We start from the raw sequence: 17,091 nt of genomic DNA on the forward strand, positions 1-17,091 counted from the left end.
CGGAGGGTTTGGCTCCCTCAAAACCGCGGCGCTCTCTTCTCTGCGAACGCCTTGATGCCTTCCTTGATCTCCTCGCCGCGCATGCTGTCGCGGTGGCGCTGGTCGGCGGCGCGATCATCGAGCTCGCCGCGGGCGAATTCGTTGATGGCGCGCTTCATGCCGGCCATCGCCTGCGGCGCGTTGCCGGCGAGAACCGTCGCGAGTTGGTCGACCTCCTCGTCCAGGTACTCCACCGGCACCATCGCGGTGAGATAGCCGATCCGCAGCATCTCCGGGGCACTGATCTTTTGCGCGGTCAGGAACAGTCGCTTCGCGTTGTCGATGCCGAGCCGGGTGACGTAGCGCTTGATGCCGCTCCGATAATAATGCAGCCCGAGCCGAGCCGCCGGCATGAACATCTCGGCGGTGTCGACGCCGATGCGGAAATCGCAGGCGAGCGCGAGATCGGTCGAGCCGCCATAGACGCCGCCGTTGAGCCGGCAGATCGTCGGCACGCCGAGATCCTCCAGCCGGTTGACGACGAGTTCGAAGGCAGAGCCCGCGCTCTGCTGCTCGTTTGCGCTGACGGCGCGCTCGGCGACCGAGTTGAGGTCATACCCGGCGGAGAAGGCGCGGCCGGTGCCGGTCAGCACCAGCACGCGGATGGCTGGATCGGCCTCGATCAGGTCGAACAGCCTGACCAGTTCGTCGAGGTCTTCCGCCTGGAGCCGGTTGAGATGCTTCGGCCGGTTGAGGCGGATGGTGGCGCGTGCGCCGTCGCATTGGAGCAGGGGGCTGGTCGCTGCGTCGGTGACGTCCGACATTCTTGTCTCCATCGTACCTGTTTTGGAGGGCGCGGCGTTTCGCCTCGGCGTCGCCGCCGGTCTTAGCGAGATCGGGATGCCGTGCCATCTCGAAGCTGTCGCAGGCCCGGAACGTGCGGCACCGCGTCGAGCACCCAGAGCACGCCGCCGGTCCGACAGCAAGACCTGCCGAGCACGCTGATGGTGACCGCGGCGCAGGCCGCCTTGGTCATGGGGTCTACCTGAAATGCGGCGGCTCGTCGTAACCGCGACGGCTGCTGAAGAACAGCAGCACCATCAGCCCGACGCCGACGATGATGGAAAACCCCGCGCCCAGCGCCAGCGCCACATAGCCTTCCGTCGGAATCGGCTCGCCTTCGACCGCTATTGCGGAATAGGCGAAGTAGCCGGCCGCCGCCAGCATTCCCAGGAGGAGGATGATGAGGAGTGCACGCATGCGGAGGTTTCCGGTTGCAACGGAACCAACGGTTGCAGATCGCGCTAGTTCCTACCGACAGGGCGGAGGTCCCAGCCCCAGCCGCGCACCCGGACGCAATGCAGCACGTCGTGATGCGCTGCAGCGGCGGCCTCGAACGACCCGGCTGCTCAGGCGCTCTGGGCGGTCTTGACGACCACGACATTGCTGTCGTCGTGCGGGGCGGGCCCGGTGCCCGGCGCCGACGTCTCGGTCTCGCTGGCATGACGTTTCAGATAGTCGCGGCGCATGCCGATCTCGTCGCGGACGAACTCGTAGCCCAGCTTGAAGGTGTCGAGCCCATCGGTACTGATCGTGCCGTCTCGCAGTCCGATGACGGCGCCGCGCAGGATGCCCTCGAGCTCGTCCTGAAGACATTCGAGCTGATCCAGCGAGTGGGCGTGCTCGATCCGCTCGCCGATGTCGAGGATGGCGGTGGAGAGTTCGCTGGCCTTCTCCGGCGCGATGCGGGTGATCTTGGCGTAGATCGCGGCGAAGATCGAGCCGATGACGCTGAGCGCGGCGGCGCCCACATACATCAAGTCGCTGTACTTATCCATGAACGACTTGGTGTCGTCGTTGATGTAATCGGCCGCGCCCTGGTGCGCCATCACGAAGGCGTCCTTCTCGACAGAGGCCGGCTCGATCCTGGTGGCAAAGCCGTTGTCGAGCCCGAGCGCGGATTTGTTCTCGTAGACGATGCGGGCGAGCTCGCCTCCCGTGCTCGGGGACATCCTGGATTGCGCCACCAGCAGCCATTCCAGCCCGATCGTGTCGAGGTCGTCATCGGGAATTTGCGGGGATGTCGACAGCGTGCCTGCCGTCAGCGTCTCGCTGGAAATGCCGGGAAGCCTGCGCGCCAGCGCCTTGGCCTCGTCGATCGCGTTGAGCGTGAAGCCGCCGCGCTTGGCGACCTGCTCATAGGTCTTGTCCCGCACCGCCCTGGAGGCATGGACGATGGCGACGACCGCGCCAAAGCCGCTTGCCGGTGCGAACAGCTTGTCGAGCGTTGCGCCCTGCGGCGCCATCTGGATCTTCGCCGCGTCCGGACCGTCGGGGATGTCGAGAATGCTGCGCACGAAGGCGAGGGAGGATTCGCTCTCGGCGAGAACGGCGACCTTCTTCTTCTTCAGCTCGGCGATCGATTTGATCTTCCTGTTGCCGGGGCCGAGCAGGAGCACGAGATCGTGCTCGAGGATCGCGAGCGTGCGCGCCCGCAGCGGGACCTTGGCGTCGGTGCGCAGGACGGCGAGGTCGGCCTGCTTGCGGTCGAATTGTGCGAGCGCCTTGGTGCTGTCGGCGTTGTTGACGATCTTGATGCGCAAGCGCGAGGCGTTGGACGTCAGCACCGTGGCGAGCTTGGCCGCGAACAGCGCCTCGTCGCTGTTGGGGGCGCCGACGGCAAAGGTCAGCGTTTCCGAATTGTGCAGCATCGCGCGGCCGGCCCAGACGGTGGCCAGCGACAACAGCAGGGTCAGCACGACGTAGAGGAAGACCTGCTGCTGATTGGTCTTGATCACCTTGGGGCGCCGGGGCGGCGGTTCGGCAAGTGACGAAATCGGGCCTTCAGTACTCATGGCAGCACTCTGGCCTTATTGTCTCGGTGGTGGGCAGCTCGCGGATGCGATCGCGGGGCGCGCCCTAAAATTTGTAAACGTCTGAAAAAAGAACGGTATTCTCTATCTGGGATGATAGCGCGAAGGTCACGGAAAGCAAATTTCGAGCCGAAGGTAACCTTACGCGGGGCTTCCGCGGCCATGGCTCGCCCCTATGCCCGGTTAGCCACACTTGGCGAATTTCCGGTTCCCCCGGCTGCATTCCGCCGCGGGAGATGTCATAAATCGCGCCTTCCGGCGATTTGACCGGTCCAGACCTGGTCCAATAATAAGTTGCGCTGAACGCTCCAATTTTCCTTGTCACGTCAATGAGGGCGTCAGCCTTGTCGTTTCCACCCATGTCATCGGCGGTTCCGGTCGAAGCGCTCATTGGCTGGATGTTGCTGCTCACTTTCAAGCACATCATCGCCGACTTCGTCCTCCAGACCGCCTGGATGGCGCATGGCAAGGACCAGAAGCACGGCTGGGCCCTGCCGCTTCTGGTGCACTGCCTCGTTCACCTTGCGGTTGCACTGCCGCTGATCCTGATCGTGGCGCCGAAATTCTGGTTCGTGGCCTTCATCGACTTCGTGATCCACATCACGATCGACCGCGCCAAGGGGTTCGTCTCGGCGAATTTCGGGGTCGACCTGGCGCATCCCTGGTTCTGGACCCTGATCGGCGTCGACCAGGCGCTGCATCATCTGACCGGCTTCGGCCTTTCCATCTTCATGGCGGCGAACTGAGACCAGCGATTGATCCCGTAGCCCGGATGGAGCGAAGCGCAATCCGGGATTCGTTCCAGACGGCGCAACCGAGCGATGCGGTTAGTCTGGCCCCGGATTACGCTTGCGCTCCATCCGGGCTACGCAGCTCCTCACGAGCTTCTTCCTGCGGCTCCTGATTCGTCCACAGGCGCAAGCACCCCGGGTGACTACCGGCCGGCGTGGTTAACCTTTCATTAGAGAATTGCGCTGCATCTTCCTCACACGAGGGAGAACTGCAATGTTTTCAAGCCGCGACGCCTTTGAAAGCGATTTCTGCCCGGTTCGCGACGAACTCCTTGGCGAGATGTACCGCGCCAGCGAGAGTGGCCTGCCGAGGTTGGTTGAGAGTGTTTCCCCTGACGCACGCGCCAGGCTGGCGCTGTTCTGCTATCGCCGCAACCATTTGCATTCGCTGGCGGTCGTGATCGCAGCGAGCTGCACCGAGCGCGATCTGATCGAGAACGGCGGCCGTGTCGGCTCGACGCTCTATGCGCTGTCGCGGGAGGGCGCGGCGAAAGCCTCGCCGTCGCTGTCGGGCGGCCGCAAGCCGATCACGCTGTCGACCAAGCCGCTGTCGGTGCTCGCCCCGCTCGATGACGAGCTCGACGACGAGATCGGCGAAGCCGTTCCTGCCTAAACGATTGCGATCGACGGCAATCCGAACTTCCGCCGCGCCATCGCGCATTCGGCATCGCCCGGCATGCAGGTGCGGCACACCTCCGGCCGCGCCGCATAGATGCCGCATGCGGTGGCTTTTCCGATGTCCCCCTGCAGGGCCGAGCAGCGATCGCCCTCGCAGCGCATGCCGGACTGGCGTTCGTTGACCAGCGTCTCCGGAATCGCAGCGAGCTCCTCGTCGCTCTCGATCGAGAAGCGCGGCCAGTTGGCCGAATAGCCGCAGCACGCGCCGCAACTCTGGCAGCAGCTCGACGGATCGATGGGGGAGCTCTCCTGCATCCTCGTCACGTGTCCTTTGGCGGGCCCCAGACCAGGCTCTGCCGCCATCTTGCGCGCAGCACGTCGCGACGTTCCGGATATTTCTCGTCGAGATAGTTCGCCTCGACGACCCGGTCGGTGCGGAAGCTGCGGAAGTCGCCGCGCAGCTCGCACCAGGCGGCAAGCAGCCGCACCGCTTCGAGATAGCCGACCGAGATCGGCCAGATCATGCGCTCGCTGGCGCGGCCCTGCTCGTCGCGATAGCGCAGCATGATCTTCTTGCCTTCGTGGATCTGGGTGCGGGTGCGCGCCATGTCCAGGCGGTCCGGCTCCCTGTTCCAGCTTGGGCGCGCGCGGCTCGCCGGCTCCAGCACGAAGGGGCGCAAGCGTTCGGGCACGGTGTCTGCGATCTTGGCCATCAGATCTTCGGCCGCGCGCGCCAGCGCCGAATCGGCGTGGCCGGCGACCCATTGCGCGCCCAGCACGGCCGCCTCGATCTCGTCGGGCGTCAGCATCAAGGGCGGCAGGTCAAATCCCTTCTCCAGGATGTAGCCCATGCCGGCTTCGCCGCGGATCGGCACGCGCTGGCCGATCAGCGTTGCGATGTCGCGATAGATCGTGCGCTTCGAGGTCTCGAGCTCGGCCGCGATGGCGTCCGCCGTCAGCGGCTTACGCGTGCGCCTCAGCACCTGGATGATCTGAAACAGCCGGTCGGCGCGTCTCATGACAATTCTCTTATCGGTGGTTTTTCAGCAAGCGGCGCGCGGCTGCTGACAGGATGTTGGCAGCAGGGGGGTTCTATACCGGGACAACACATCGACTGAAGGGGATTTGTCCATGATCATTCCAACCCATTTCGGCCCGGCGATTCCGATGCTGCGGGCACAGGCGTGGTCCGTATCGGCATTCGGCCGCCTCGTTTCGCTCGATCTCATGGCCGTCGATCTCCGGTTTGCTCTCGCAAGCGTGGTGGCACGCTCGCTGACCCAGGCCGCGGACGCGCTGGTCCGCCACGTGATGGGCCGCGCCTGGCGGGGAGCCCGCTTCGCAGAACATATCACGGCTGCTGCCACCATGGTGGCAGCAGCCGGTCGCTAGGTTCCGTCGACTTTCGAGAGGTTCAGGAGAGCTCGCATGATCACGCTTTACGGCTTCGGCACTGGCTTCGGCCTGCCGGAAATCAGCCCCTTCGTCACCAAGACGGAGGTGCAGCTCAAGATGGCGGGACTACCCTACCGGAAGGAGCGGGCGATGCCGCCGGCCTCGCCCAAGGGGCAATTGCCGTTCATCGACGACGGTGGTGAGGCGGTGGCTGATTCCACCTTCATCCGCGCCCATATCGAGCGTCGCTACGGCTTCGATTTCGATGCCGGCCTGTCGCTGGCCGAGCGTGCGCAGGCCTGGGCGTTCGAGCGGATGGTGGAGCACCATGTCTACTGGGGGCTGGTCGGGGCGCGCTGGGTCGATCCGGTGAATTTCGCCAAGGGACCCGCGCACTTCTTCGACGGCGCGCCGGAGCACAACCGCGAGAAGCTGCGCGAGGATGCGCAGTTCCGCGTCGCCGAGAACTATCTGCTCTCCGGCCTCGGCCGCCACGCCCCCGATGACGACGTCGACCTCGCCGTGCGCTCGCTGTTTGCGCTCTCGGTGCAGCTCGGCGACAAGGCGTACCTGATGGGCAGCAAGCCCTGCGGCGTCGACGCCACCGCCTTCGGTATGCTCGCCGGCGTCCTGACGCCGTTCTTCGAATCGATCTTGCGCGAGCGCGCCGAGGCCTTTCCGAACCTCACCGCCTTCGTCGACCGCATGATGGAGACGTATTACCCCGAATTCGCCTGGGCCCCGCTGCGGCAGGCGGCGTAGCGCTGATGTCGCCACACCGTCATGGCCGGGACAAGCCCGGGCATGACGACCTCAGAGCAGTTCGAACCAGATGCCAAAACAAAAGAGCCGGCCCGTCGGGCCGGCTCTCGTCGTCTCTCGACTCTCGGCGCCTACTTCACCAGCGCGTACTTGCCGTCCTTCACCGTGAGCAGGATGCGGGCGCGTTCGTCGACGCCGTAACGGTCCTTTTCGGTGAAGTTGTAGACACCCTGGCTTGCCGCGAGGTCCTTCTCCGACAGCAGCGCCTGACGGATGGCTTCGCGGAATTCCGGCGTGCCGGGCTTGGCCGTCTTCAGCGCCACTGGGACGACGCGCTTCAGGATCTCGAACGCATCGTAGGAATGGCCGGCGAACTGGCTGCGGCTGTTCGGGCCGTACTTGGCCTCATAGGCCGCGTTCAGCGCGAGGCCCGGCTTCTTGGTCAGCGCGCTGTCCGGCTGTTCCTCGGGGGCCATGACGGGGCCAGAGGCCATCAGCACGCCTTCCGCCGCTTTGCCGGCGATGCGGATGAAGTCCATGCTGGCGGCACCGTGGGTCTGGTAGATCAGGCCTTTGTAGCCGCGTTCACGCAGCTCGGTCTGCGGCAGCGCGGCCGCGGTGCCGGATGCGCCGACCAGGATGGCGTCGGGATTGGCGGCGACCAGTTTCAGCACCTGTCCGGTCACCGAGGTGTCGGGACGGGCGAAACGCTCCTCGTCGACGATGGTCATGCCCATCGGCACGGCCTGCGCCTTCAGATCGTTGAACCAGAGATCGCCGTAGGAGTCGGAATAGCCGATATAGCCGAGCGTCTTCACGCCCTTGGCCTTCATGTGGTCGTACAGCACCTTGCCGACGATCGGAATCGGCTGCGGCATTGCGACCGACCACTTCATGCGCTCCGGCGTGATCGGGAACGGCGCCAGGCCGAAATGCGGAATGCCGGCTTCGTTGGCGACGTTGGAGACGGCGATCGTCGGCGGCGTCAGCGCCGAGCCCATGATGACGTCGGCCTTGGATTCGGTCACGAAGCGGCGGGCGTTCGTGGTCGCGGTGGTGGGATCGCCGCCGTCGTCGAGCACGATCACCTTCAGCGGCACGCCGCCGATCTCCTTCGGCACGAATTCCAGCGCGTTGCGCTCGGGAATGCCGAGCGCTGCGCCCGGGCCGGTCGTGGTTGTGGTGATGCCGATGGTGATCTCGCTGGACTGGGCCAGCGCGGGCAGCGCCGGCAGCGCCAGCGTCGCCGCGGCGATCGCGGCAGTCAGGTAAAAGCGTTTCATTCTATTTCCTCCCTTTACGTGTTTCTTTGAAAGCAGAAATCGGGGGGTATTTCAGCCCCCTCTTTTGGTGATGCGGCGATTTAGCTCCAGGCTCTAACTCCCCGTGAACTTGGCTACCATTTCCGCCGGGAATGGTGCCGATTTCAGCTTGTCGGGGTTAACGGGATCGCGGCCGACCAGCACGCGGGTTTCGAACCCCTCGAGCGCCAGCGTCTCGCCTTTGTAGACGTTGTGCTTCACCTCGAAGCTCGAGCGCTTGATGCTCTCGATTTTCGTTTCAATGGTGATCCAGTCGCCATAGGTCGAGGGGATGTAGAACGTGGCCCGCGTGTCGACCATGGGGATGCCCACCAGGCCGTATTTGCGGACCAGATCCTGCTTGGAGAAGCCGGCGACCTCGAACAGGGTTGAGGTCGAATCGTCGAACATCGCGAAATAGCGCGGGTAGTAGACGATGTTGGCGGGGTCGCAATCGCCCCACTGGATCTGGACCTCGCGCCGGTTCACGAACATGCGTCGCTCGCCTTTACTTCGGCGCCATGCGCAGTGAGCCGTCGAGGCGCACCACCTCGCCGTTCAGGTACGCGTTCTCGACCATGTGCAGCGCGAGCGCGGCGAACTCGTCGGCTTGGCCGAGCCGGCGCGGGAACGGGATCGCGGCGGCGAGCGAGTCCTGGGCTTCCTGCGGCAGGTTCGCGAGCAGCGGCGTCAGGAACAGGCCGGGGGCGATGGTGAGCACGCGGATGCCGAATTGCGCCAGCTCGCGCGCGATCGGCAGCGTCATGCCGACGATGCCGCCCTTGGACGCCGAATAGGCGGATTGCCCGATCTGGCCGTCATAGGCGGCAACGGACGCAGTGTTGATGATGACGCCGCGCTCGCCGGTCGCCTGCGGCTCCAGCTTGGACATCTCGGTGGCGGCAAGGCGCAGCATGTTGAAGGTGCCGATCAGATTGACCTTGATCACCTTGTCGAAATCGGCGAGCGCCATCGGGCCGTCGCGGCCGACCACGCGCTTGGCAACGCCGATGCCGGCGCAATTGACCAGCAGGCGCGCCGGACCGTGGGCCTTCGCAGCCTGCGCCACCGCGGCTTCGGCCGAGGCGGCATCGGAGACGTCGCAGGTCACGGCCACGCCCTTGATCTCGGCCGCAACCGTCTCGGCAAGCTTGGTATTGAGATCGCACACCGCGACCTTGGCCCCCTGGGCCGCCAGCTTTCGCGCGGTGGCCGCGCCCAGTCCCGATGCGCCGCCGGTGACGATGGCTGCCTGATCCTTCAACAACATGGCGTTCTCCTGTAGCGTTGATTTCTTATCCGACCGATATCACACGGTTGGATGGATTGGCAGCGTAGAGCTCCTCGATCAATTCGGTGCGGTGCTCCAGCACGGCGCGCTGGTTGATCGAGCCCTTGTCGGTGACCTCGCCCTTGTCGATCGACAGCGGCGTGTCCATCAGGATGGCGCGCGTGATGCGTGTCGAGGATCCCGTGGCCTGGCTGAGGAAACCGGTCAGGCGCTCGCGGAAGGCTTCGCGCACCAGACGGTCGCGCGTCGCGACGACGAGATCGTCGGCCGGCAGCGTCGGATTGATCAGCCGGCAACCGTCGAGGTCGAGCACCACCAGCGCGGAAATCTCGTCGCGGTTGATGCCGGCGATGACGACGTCGCGCACCAGCGGTGCGCAGGCGGCGGTGAGGCGCGCGCGTAAGGGGCCGACGCTGACCCAGGTGCCGCTGGCAAGCTTGAAGTCTTCGCCGACACGGCCGTCGAAATCGAAGCCGGCGTTGAGATCGTCGGGATCGGCGGGCTTGAGCGCATCGCCCATCTTGTAAAATCCTTCCTCGTCGAAGGACTTCGCGCTGATGTCGGGCTGGCGCCAGTAGCCGGGCATGACGTTCGGCCCCTTGGCCCGCACCTCCAGCTTGCCGTTGTTCGGCACCAGCTTGGCGTCGTTGCCCGAAACGGGCAGACCGACATGGCCGGAGCGGCTGGTGCGCGGATTGACCGACATGAAGAACGGCGCGGTCTCGGTCGCGCCCAGCCCGGTCAGCATCGGCACGCGATAGCCTTTTTCCTTCACCGCGAGCTCGTCGAGGCTGTCCCAGATGAACGGCGAGAGCGCCGCGCCCGAGAAAAACATCGCGTGCAGGCGGTCAAAGAATTTTGCACGAAGGCCCTGGTCCTCGCGCAAATAGGGCAGCAGCGATTCATAGCCTTTGGGCACGTTGAAATAGACCGTCGGCGAGATTTCCTGGAGATTGCGCACCGTCTCCTCGATGCCGCCGGGCATCGGCTTGCCGGCATCCAGATACATCGAGCCGCCATTGTAGAGCGTCAGTCCGATATTGTGATTGCCGCCGAAGGTGTGATTCCAGGGCAGCCAGTCGACGATGACCGGCGGCTCGTCCTTCAGGAAAGCGAGCGTCTCGCGCAGCATCACCTGGTTGGCGCAGATCATGCGCTGGGTGTTGATGACGGCCTTCGGATTGCCGGTCGAGCCCGAGGTCAGCAGGAACTTCGCGATCGTGTCGGGGCCGATCCTGCCATGGACGTCGTCGAGATCGCTGCGGGTCGGCGTCGCCATGAGGTCGGCGAGCAGCGTGACGTCGCGGCCCGGCACGCGGCCATAGGAGGCCGCGATCTCGGTGCCGAGCGAAACATTGGCGGCGAGCGCATCGGCGAACTTGTCGGCATCCTCGGCGAAGACCAGGCCGGGCGTCAGCAGCTTCATCAGATAGGACAGCTTGCCGTAGTCCTTCGACACCAGCGAATAGGCCGGCGATACCGGGCAGAACGGAATGCCGGCGTAGAACGCGCCGAACGCGAGCAGGGCGTGGTCGATCGAGTTGCCGGAGAGGATCACGACCGGCCGCTCCGCCGACAGGCCGCGCGCAATCAGGCTTGAAGCGATGTGCCGGCTCGCGACGAGCAACTCGGCGTAGGTGATCTTGCGCCAGCCGCGGCTGCCTTCGCGCTCCGCCATGAAGACGCGATCCGGCGTGGTGGCCGCCCAATGATGCAGGCGGTCGGTGAGGCGGACGGGATAGTCGCCGAGCGGCTGCTTCGGCCTGAGATAGATCGTGCCGTCGTCGCGCCGTTCGATGTTGACGGCGGGATCGCCGAACGAGATGGGCCGCAGCGGGAAGGCACTCGCGCCGCGCTCCATGCTGGAAGAGGACGGCTGCGCGCTCATGGCTTCGGCTTTACCTTCGCGGTCTTGTGCTCGAGGAATTCACGGATCCGGCGTTTTGCCTCCTTGTCGCTCTGCGCGACGGTCGCCATCAGCGATTCCATCAACAGACCGGTCTGCGGATTGGCCTCCGCGATCATCGGCAACGCCTGGAGCACGGCGAAATTGGTCAGCGGCGCGTTGGAGGCAACCTTGGTCGCAAGCTCCATCGCCTTGCCGAGCGCGTTGCCGGCTTCCGTCACATATTGCGCGAAGCCATAGGACGCGCCTTCGGTCGCGCTATAGACGCGGCCCGTCAGCATCATGTCCATCATCCGGGCGACGCCGATCAGCCGCGGCAGCCGCACCGAGCCGCCGCCGCCGACGAAGATGCCGCGTTGTCCTTCCGGCAGCGCGAAATAAGTCGAGGGCTCGGCGACGCGGATATGCGCCGAGCAGGCGAGTTCCAGCCCGCCGCCGATCACGGCGCCCTTCAGGGCCGCGATCACGGGCACGCGGCTATACTGGATGCGGTCGAATACCCGGTGCCACATCTGGGAATGCAGCAGGCCGCCGGTCGCGTCATGCTCTGTCAGCTCGGAGAGGTCTAGGCCGGAGGAGAAATGGTCGCCGATGCCGTGGATGACGACGGCGCCGATATCTTCGGGCAGGGACGCAAAGCACTCACCGATTTCCAGGATGATGCCGTCGTTGAGCGCATTGCGCTTGGCCGGCCGGTTCAGACCCACGGTCAGAACCCGGTCCGCCCTCTCGATCCGGAGTAGCCCGGAGCCACCCGCGGCAGCGGTCTCGGCGTTTCCCTGTGTCATTTGCGTCCTTGTCAGAATAGTTATGTTGTATAACGAATTCTGGGGGAGTCAAGGAGGACAGGACGATATCAACGCCGGGCAGCGATCGGTTGCCGGGGTCTGACGCCGCGGCCAGAGGCTCGGGGGCATTTTGACGCGCTGCTGTTGCCACACTCTCCGTCATTGCGAGCGCAGCGAAGCAATCCAGTAACTCTCCACGGAGGGCTCTGGATTGCTTCGCTGCGCTCGCAATGACGAGGTAGTAGCTCTCACAGCACCTGGTGCACGTCGATCACGACGCGGTCCGCGTGCCGCGCCGCGGAGCCGACAAAAATGTGCTCCATCAGCCAGCGATATTTCTCGTGGCCGGTCTCGAATTTCGGCACGGTGCGAAAATAGATCAGCTTGGGATCGACCGGCTCGCCGCGCTTGAGCTTCTGCAGCAGCTCGACCGGGCCAAAGCGCATGCCCTTGTTCTCGACATAGACCACGGCGCCGCCGTCGGTCTCGAAGGCGTATTTCGCTTCGAGATCGATCAGCTCGTTGGGGCGGATGGTCTGGAAGTCGGCGCCGAACGGCAGCACCTTGCCCGTGATCGCGCCCGTCACCTCGCCGCCGATGATCGGGATGATGCGACGAACGCCGATCCCGGTCTCGCCGGCGGTGACGACGTCGCCGATGCGCGCGGTGATGGTGAAGGCGTATTTGGTTTGGAGGGTGGGTGTGGTCATCGCGTCACCTCTCAATTCGCCATCATCCGCGTCGGCAGCCAGGTCGCCAGCAGTGGGAAGGCGATCAGGATCACGAGGCGGATGAGGTCGGTTGCCACGAATGGGATCACGCCCCTGAAGATGGTGGTGAAGGAGACGTCCTTCACCACGCTCTTTATGACGAAGACGTTCATGCCGACCGGTGGATGGATCAGGCCGAGCTCGACGGTCATCACGATGATGACGCCGAACCAGATCGGGTCGAAGCCGAGATGCATGATGACGGGGAAGATGATCGGCACGGTCAGGATGATCATCGCCATGGCGTCCATCAAGCAGCCGAGCACGAGATACATCACCATGATCAGCGCCAGCACGCCGTAGGGGCCGAGGCCGAGGCCGGTGAGGAATTCCGTGACCTTCTGCGGCGTCTGCGTCATCGTCAGGAAATAGCCGAAGATCAGGGCGCCGATCAGCACGGTGAACACCGCGGCCGCGGTGCGGGTGGCCTGCAGCAGAGAGGCCAGCACCTTCTCGCGATCGAGACGTCCGGTCAGGACGCCGATGATGAAGGCGCCGGTGGCGCCGACGCCGCCGGCTTCCGTCGGGGTGAAGCGCGGCAGGAAGGGCAGGCCGTAGAGGCCGCCGATCACGAATATGAACAGCAGCACCGGCGCCCAGATGTCCTTCAGCCCGGCGAAGCGTTCGCGCCACGACGTCGCCTTGCCCTTGGGCAGGAAATCGGGACGGAAATAGCCGATCAGGAAGATCGTGATCATGTACATGGTCATCGCCAGAAGGCCGGGAATGATGCCGGCGATGAACAGCTTTCCGATGTCCTGCTCGGTGATGATGCCGTAGACCGCGAGCACGGTGGACGGCGGCAGCATTGCGCCCAGCGTGCCGCCGGCCGCGATCACGCCGGTGGCGAAGGATTGCGGATAGCCGAACCGGCGCATCTCGGGATAGGCGACGGCGGAGAAGGTCGCGGCGGTCGCGACCGAGGAGCCGCAGATCGCGGCAAAGCCGCCGCAGGCGCCGACGGTGGCGATGCCGAGCCCGCCGCGCAAATGGCCGACAAAGCCGTTGGCGGCGCGGAACAGCTCGCGGCTCATGCCGGAATTGCTGACGAATGAGCCCATCAGCAGGAACATCGGGATCACGCCGAAGGTGTAATCGGTCACCGTCCGCATGGTGACCTGGCCCACCATCTTCAGGGCCGGCGTCGAACCGACGAGGTAGCTGAAGCCGGTCACGCCGACGAGGCCCATCGCCATGCCGACAGGCACGCGCAGCAGCATCAGGGCGAACAGGGATACGAAGCCGATGACGGCGACGGCGTCGGTACTCATGGTCACTCCGTCACCTTGATCTTCGGTTCTTGCATGTCTTCGGGGTGAAAGATCAGCCGGTACGTGCGGATCGCGATCAGCAGCACGGCGCAGACGTCGCCGATCCAGGCGACGAGGAAGAATGGCCAGGTCGGCATGTGCAGGTCGAAGGTCTGGACATTGTCGTTGTAGGTCAGCCGGACCTTGTCGAACAGCGTCCAGGTCTGCACCGTCACGACGAACAGCAATACCAGCGTCGCGAACACGTCGATCATGCGCTGGTAGCGCGGCCCGACATTGGCCCAGATCAGGTCCACGGTGATGTGGGTGCCGCGATAGGAGGTCGCGGCGATGCCCCAGAAGATGAGGATGCCGAGCAGCATGCGGCCGATGTCGAAGCTGTCGGGAATCGAATAGTTCAGCGTGTTGCGCAGCAGCACCGACAGGAAGATGTCGAGCGCGACGATGCCGACGAAGCCGGCCGCGATCCATTCGATCGAGTCGATCACGCGATCCATCCAGGAGCGCTTCATGAGGAAGAATCCTATCCAGTCCAGCGAAGCCGGTTCAGGTTTTCCGCGAGGGAGGTGCGCTCCCTCCCCCGCTTGCGGGGGAGGGTTGGGGAGAGGGTGCTTCTGCAATCGAGAGCCCCCAAGAGGAGAGAGCCCTCACCCGCGCCTTCGGCGCGACCTCTCCTGCGAGCGGGAGAGGTGCAGCAAGCGTCTGATCGGCCGCTGGCGTCACTCCGCCAGTGCGTTGTACTTCTTCAGCGAGGCCTTGAGGTCCGTGAGCGCGGCATCCGGATCGGCGCCGGCTTTCTTGGCGCCGTCGCTCCAGGTCTTCACCAAGGGCTCGGCGGCCTTCTTCCAGGCGGCGGTCTGCTCCGCCGTCAGCTTGTAGACCTCGTGGCTGGATTCCGCCTTCACCTTGGCGATGCCGGCATCCTCGAACTTGCCCCAGTGCTCGCCGACCACGCCCGCCATCTCGACCGAGCAGTTCTTGTCGATCGCGGCCTTCTGCTTGTCGGACATCGCGTTGTACTTGTCCTTGTTGATCACGAACACGAAGGTCGTGGTGTAGAGCGGCGCCTCCATGTCGTACTTGGTCACCTTGTCGATGCCGAACAGCACCAGCGAGCCCCAGGGGAAGGTGACGCCGTCGGCGACGCCGCGCTCGATGATGTCGCGCACTTCCGGCGCCGAGGATTGCACGTTGGTGCCGCCGAGCGAGGTGACGAAGTTCGCCATGGTGGCGTGCGCCGGGCGGATCTTCATGCCCTTCACGTCTTCGGGCATCACGATCTTCTTGGTCTTGGAATGGAACGACGAGGGCGAGTGGACGAAGGCGAGGCAGTATTTGACGTCCTTCATCTCCTTCTCGGCATGTTTGCGATACCAGGCGTCCAGGCCCATCGAGCCGCCCTTGGCGTCCGAAATCAGGAACGGCAGCTCGCCGGCGCCGATGATCGGGAAGCGGCCGGGCTGATAGCCGGGATTGACGTAGGTGACGTCGGCGATGCCGTCGCGCGCCATGTCGTAATGGTCGAACGCCTTGCCGAGCTGCTGGGCCGGAAACACCTTGCCCTTGATGGTACCGCCGGAATCCTTCTCGACCGCGGCTGCCCAGTCTTCCAGCGACTTCTGCAGCGGATGCGAAGCCGGTACCCAGTGCGAGATCTTCAGATCGAAGGTCTTGTCCTGCGCCAAGGCAGGCGTCACGCTCGCGGCCAGCAGCAATGCCAGACAGGCTCTTCTCATCACGCGTCTCTCCCTGTTGTCGACGGCGGGCTTCGACGGCCCGGTCTGATTAATTAACATGTTATCTAGATGGCGGACGGGTTCAAGCCGGAATTGGCGCGCATCCACCGTCAGCCCTGTTGCATGGACTTGTCGCCTTCGCGGCGACCGCGCTCCCCTTTTGCCCAACGATTATATGGTATAATTATCCTGAGCGTCTTGAAGCGACAAGCAGGCCGCCACGAAAACCTACAGGATCGGGAGGAGCAAGTATTGCGGACAAAGGTCGCAATCATCGGGGCCGGGCCGGCCGGATTGTTGCTTGGGCAACTGCTGCACGCTTACGGCATCGATAATGTCATTCTGGAGCGGCAGAGCCCGGACTACGTGCTCGGCCGTATCCGCGCAGGCCTGCTGGAGGAGGGAACCGTCGCGCTGCTCGACCAGGTCGGCGCGGGCACCCGGGCGCATGCCGAGGGTCTGGTGCACGAAGGCATCGAGCTCGCATTTTCCGGGCGCCGTCATCGTATCGACATGAAGGGTGCGACCGGCAAGACGGTCATGATCTACGGGCAGACCGAGGTCACGCTCGATCTGATGAATGCGCGCAAGACCACCGGTCTCGTCTCGGTCTACGAGGCCAAGGACGTCCAGGTGCACGATTTCGACGGCAGTCACCCGCGCGTAACTTACGTCAAGGACGGCGTCACCCACACGCTTGATTGCGACTTCATCGCCGGCTGCGACGGTTTCCACGGCGTCAGCCGGGCCAGTGTTCCGGCCTCTGCGATCGAGGAGTTCGAGCGGGTCTATCCGTTCGGCTGGCTCGGTATTCTCTCGGACACGCCGCCGGTCAGCCACGAGCTGATCTATTCCAATCACGCCCGCGGCTTTGCGCTCTGCACGATGCGCTCGACCAAACGCAGCCGCTATTATGTGCAATGTTCGCTCGACGACCATGTCGACCAATGGCCGGACGACCGCTTCTGGGACGAATTGAAGCGCCGGCTCGATCAGGAGGCGGCCGACAGCCTCGTCACGGGCCCCTCGATCGAGAAGAGCATCGCGCCGTTACGCAGCTTCGTCGCCGAGCCGATGCGCTTCGGCAGGATGTTCCTGTGCGGCGATGCCGCTCACATCGTGCCGCCGACCGGGGCCAAGGGCCTCAACCTCGCCGCCAGCGACGCGCATTATCTGGCGGGCGCGCTGCGCGAATTCTACGACGAGAAGTCCAGCGCCGGCATCGACGCCTATTCCGGCAAGGCGCTGGCCCGGGTCTGGAAAGCCGTGCGCTTCTCCTGGTGGATGACCTCGATGCTGCACAAATTCCCCGACACCGGCAGCATCGGCGCGCGCATCCAGCTCGCCGAGCTCGACTACGTCACGCAGTCGCAGGCGGCGATGACGTCGCTCTCGGAGAATTACGTGGGGCTGCCGTTTTAAGGACCGTGCCGTAGGGTGGGCAAATCGTGAGCGTGCCCACCATCTTTCTCAATCGTGCAGAGATCGTGGGCACGGCGCTACGCGCCTTTGCCCACCCTACGCGATCTGTGCCCTCGCGCGTTTCAAACACGCGCGCAAATCCCGTTTGAAACTTTGTAATTGATGCGCCCGTCGCGTCCGTCGTGTTC

General features: G+C 64.5%; 19 protein-coding genes. 5 read left to right on the top strand and 14 right to left on the bottom strand.

Translation table 11 applies throughout. From position 1 onward, the window contains the following. Positions 1-17: 17 nt before the first annotated feature. The 3 genes from DCM79_RS21670 to DCM79_RS21680 form a co-directional block, all read right to left on the bottom strand. Positions 18-803, bottom strand: a complete 786-nt coding sequence (locus DCM79_RS21670; protein ID WP_257176262.1) for an enoyl-CoA hydratase/isomerase family protein — start codon at positions 801-803, stop codon at positions 18-20. 217 nt (positions 804-1,020) lie between these two features. After that, the gene (locus DCM79_RS21675; protein ID WP_028138611.1) at positions 1,021-1,239 is read right to left on the bottom strand and encodes a hypothetical protein; all 219 of its coding nucleotides are present in this window, start codon (positions 1,237-1,239) and stop codon (positions 1,021-1,023) included. A 149-nt stretch (positions 1,240-1,388) separates the two neighbouring features. Further along, positions 1,389-2,834 (bottom strand): TAXI family TRAP transporter solute-binding subunit, encoded by a 1,446-nt coding sequence (locus tag DCM79_RS21680; RefSeq protein ID WP_257176263.1) that lies wholly within the window; start codon positions 2,832-2,834, stop codon positions 1,389-1,391. Between the two features lie 416 nt (positions 2,835-3,250). On the opposite strand from DCM79_RS21680, the gene DCM79_RS21685 reads away from it, so the two are divergent. After that, positions 3,251-3,598, top strand: a complete 348-nt coding sequence (locus DCM79_RS21685; protein WP_049820470.1) for a DUF3307 domain-containing protein — start codon at positions 3,251-3,253, stop codon at positions 3,596-3,598. Positions 3,599-3,857: 259 nt separating this feature from the next. Then, the gene (locus DCM79_RS21690) at positions 3,858-4,256 is read left to right on the top strand and encodes a hypothetical protein (RefSeq protein ID WP_257176264.1); all 399 of its coding nucleotides are present in this window, start codon (positions 3,858-3,860) and stop codon (positions 4,254-4,256) included. Here the strand turns inward: DCM79_RS21690 and DCM79_RS21695 are convergent. Beyond that, positions 4,253-4,576: a YkgJ family cysteine cluster protein gene (locus tag DCM79_RS21695; RefSeq protein ID WP_257176265.1), complete on the bottom strand. Its 324-nt coding sequence runs from the start codon at positions 4,574-4,576 to the stop codon at positions 4,253-4,255. The genes DCM79_RS21690 and DCM79_RS21695 overlap by 4 nt on opposite strands. Positions 4,577-4,581: 5 nt before the next feature. Beyond that, positions 4,582-5,280 (bottom strand): YafY family protein, encoded by a 699-nt coding sequence (locus tag DCM79_RS21700; protein ID WP_212087737.1) that lies wholly within the window; start codon positions 5,278-5,280, stop codon positions 4,582-4,584. A 112-nt stretch (positions 5,281-5,392) separates the two neighbouring features. Between DCM79_RS21700 and DCM79_RS21705 the strand changes: the two genes are divergently transcribed. Next, positions 5,393-5,653, top strand: coding sequence for a hypothetical protein (locus DCM79_RS21705; RefSeq protein WP_028138605.1), 261 nt, complete (start codon positions 5,393-5,395; stop codon positions 5,651-5,653). Positions 5,654-5,689: 36 nt separating this feature from the next. Beyond that, positions 5,690-6,418 (top strand): glutathione S-transferase family protein, encoded by a 729-nt coding sequence (locus DCM79_RS21710; protein ID WP_257176266.1) that lies wholly within the window; start codon positions 5,690-5,692, stop codon positions 6,416-6,418. 131 nt (positions 6,419-6,549) lie between these two features. Here the strand turns inward: DCM79_RS21710 and DCM79_RS21715 are convergent, their stop codons facing one another. From DCM79_RS21715 to DCM79_RS21755, 9 genes are all read right to left on the bottom strand, one after another. After that, positions 6,550-7,701 carry an ABC transporter substrate-binding protein gene (locus DCM79_RS21715; RefSeq protein ID WP_257176267.1) on the bottom strand — a complete coding sequence of 384 codons (1,152 nt, stop codon included), beginning with the start codon at positions 7,699-7,701 and terminating at the stop codon, positions 6,550-6,552. A gap of 93 nt (positions 7,702-7,794) precedes the next feature. Then, positions 7,795-8,214 (bottom strand): thioesterase family protein, encoded by a 420-nt coding sequence (locus tag DCM79_RS21720; RefSeq protein WP_257176268.1) that lies wholly within the window; start codon positions 8,212-8,214, stop codon positions 7,795-7,797. A 13-nt stretch (positions 8,215-8,227) separates the two neighbouring features. After that, entirely contained in the window at positions 8,228-8,989 is a 762-nt protein-coding gene (locus DCM79_RS21725; RefSeq protein ID WP_257176269.1) for an SDR family NAD(P)-dependent oxidoreductase, read from the bottom strand. 25 nt (positions 8,990-9,014) lie between these two features. Further along, on the bottom strand, positions 9,015-10,898 hold the full coding sequence (locus DCM79_RS21730; protein WP_257176270.1) for a feruloyl-CoA synthase: 1,884 nt from the start codon (positions 10,896-10,898) through the stop codon (positions 9,015-9,017). Further along, on the bottom strand, positions 10,895-11,704 hold the full coding sequence (locus tag DCM79_RS21735) for a crotonase/enoyl-CoA hydratase family protein (protein ID WP_257176271.1): 810 nt from the start codon (positions 11,702-11,704) through the stop codon (positions 10,895-10,897). Before DCM79_RS21735 ends, DCM79_RS21730 begins: the two co-directional genes overlap by 4 nt. 248 nt (positions 11,705-11,952) lie before the next feature. Then, complete coding sequence (locus DCM79_RS21740) at positions 11,953-12,414, bottom strand: DUF3237 domain-containing protein (RefSeq protein ID WP_257176272.1); 462 nt, start codon at positions 12,412-12,414, stop codon at positions 11,953-11,955. Positions 12,415-12,425: 11 nt separating this feature from the next. Further along, complete coding sequence (locus DCM79_RS21745) at positions 12,426-13,745, bottom strand: TRAP transporter large permease (RefSeq protein WP_257176273.1); 1,320 nt, start codon at positions 13,743-13,745, stop codon at positions 12,426-12,428. Between the two features lie 2 nt (positions 13,746-13,747). Further along, positions 13,748-14,257 (bottom strand): TRAP transporter small permease, encoded by a 510-nt coding sequence (locus DCM79_RS21750; RefSeq protein ID WP_257176274.1) that lies wholly within the window; start codon positions 14,255-14,257, stop codon positions 13,748-13,750. 207 nt (positions 14,258-14,464) lie between these two features. Further along, the gene (locus tag DCM79_RS21755; RefSeq protein WP_257176275.1) at positions 14,465-15,481 is read right to left on the bottom strand and encodes a TRAP transporter substrate-binding protein; all 1,017 of its coding nucleotides are present in this window, start codon (positions 15,479-15,481) and stop codon (positions 14,465-14,467) included. Positions 15,482-15,733: 252 nt separating this feature from the next. On the opposite strand from DCM79_RS21755, the gene pobA reads away from it, so the two are divergent. Further along, on the top strand, positions 15,734-16,903 hold the full coding sequence (gene pobA, locus DCM79_RS21760) for a 4-hydroxybenzoate 3-monooxygenase (protein WP_257176276.1): 1,170 nt from the start codon (positions 15,734-15,736) through the stop codon (positions 16,901-16,903). Positions 16,904-17,091 lie beyond the last annotated feature (188 nt).

Source organism: Bradyrhizobium sp. WBOS07, from assembly GCF_024585165.1.
GTDB lineage: Bacteria > Pseudomonadota > Alphaproteobacteria > Rhizobiales > Xanthobacteraceae > Bradyrhizobium > Bradyrhizobium japonicum_B.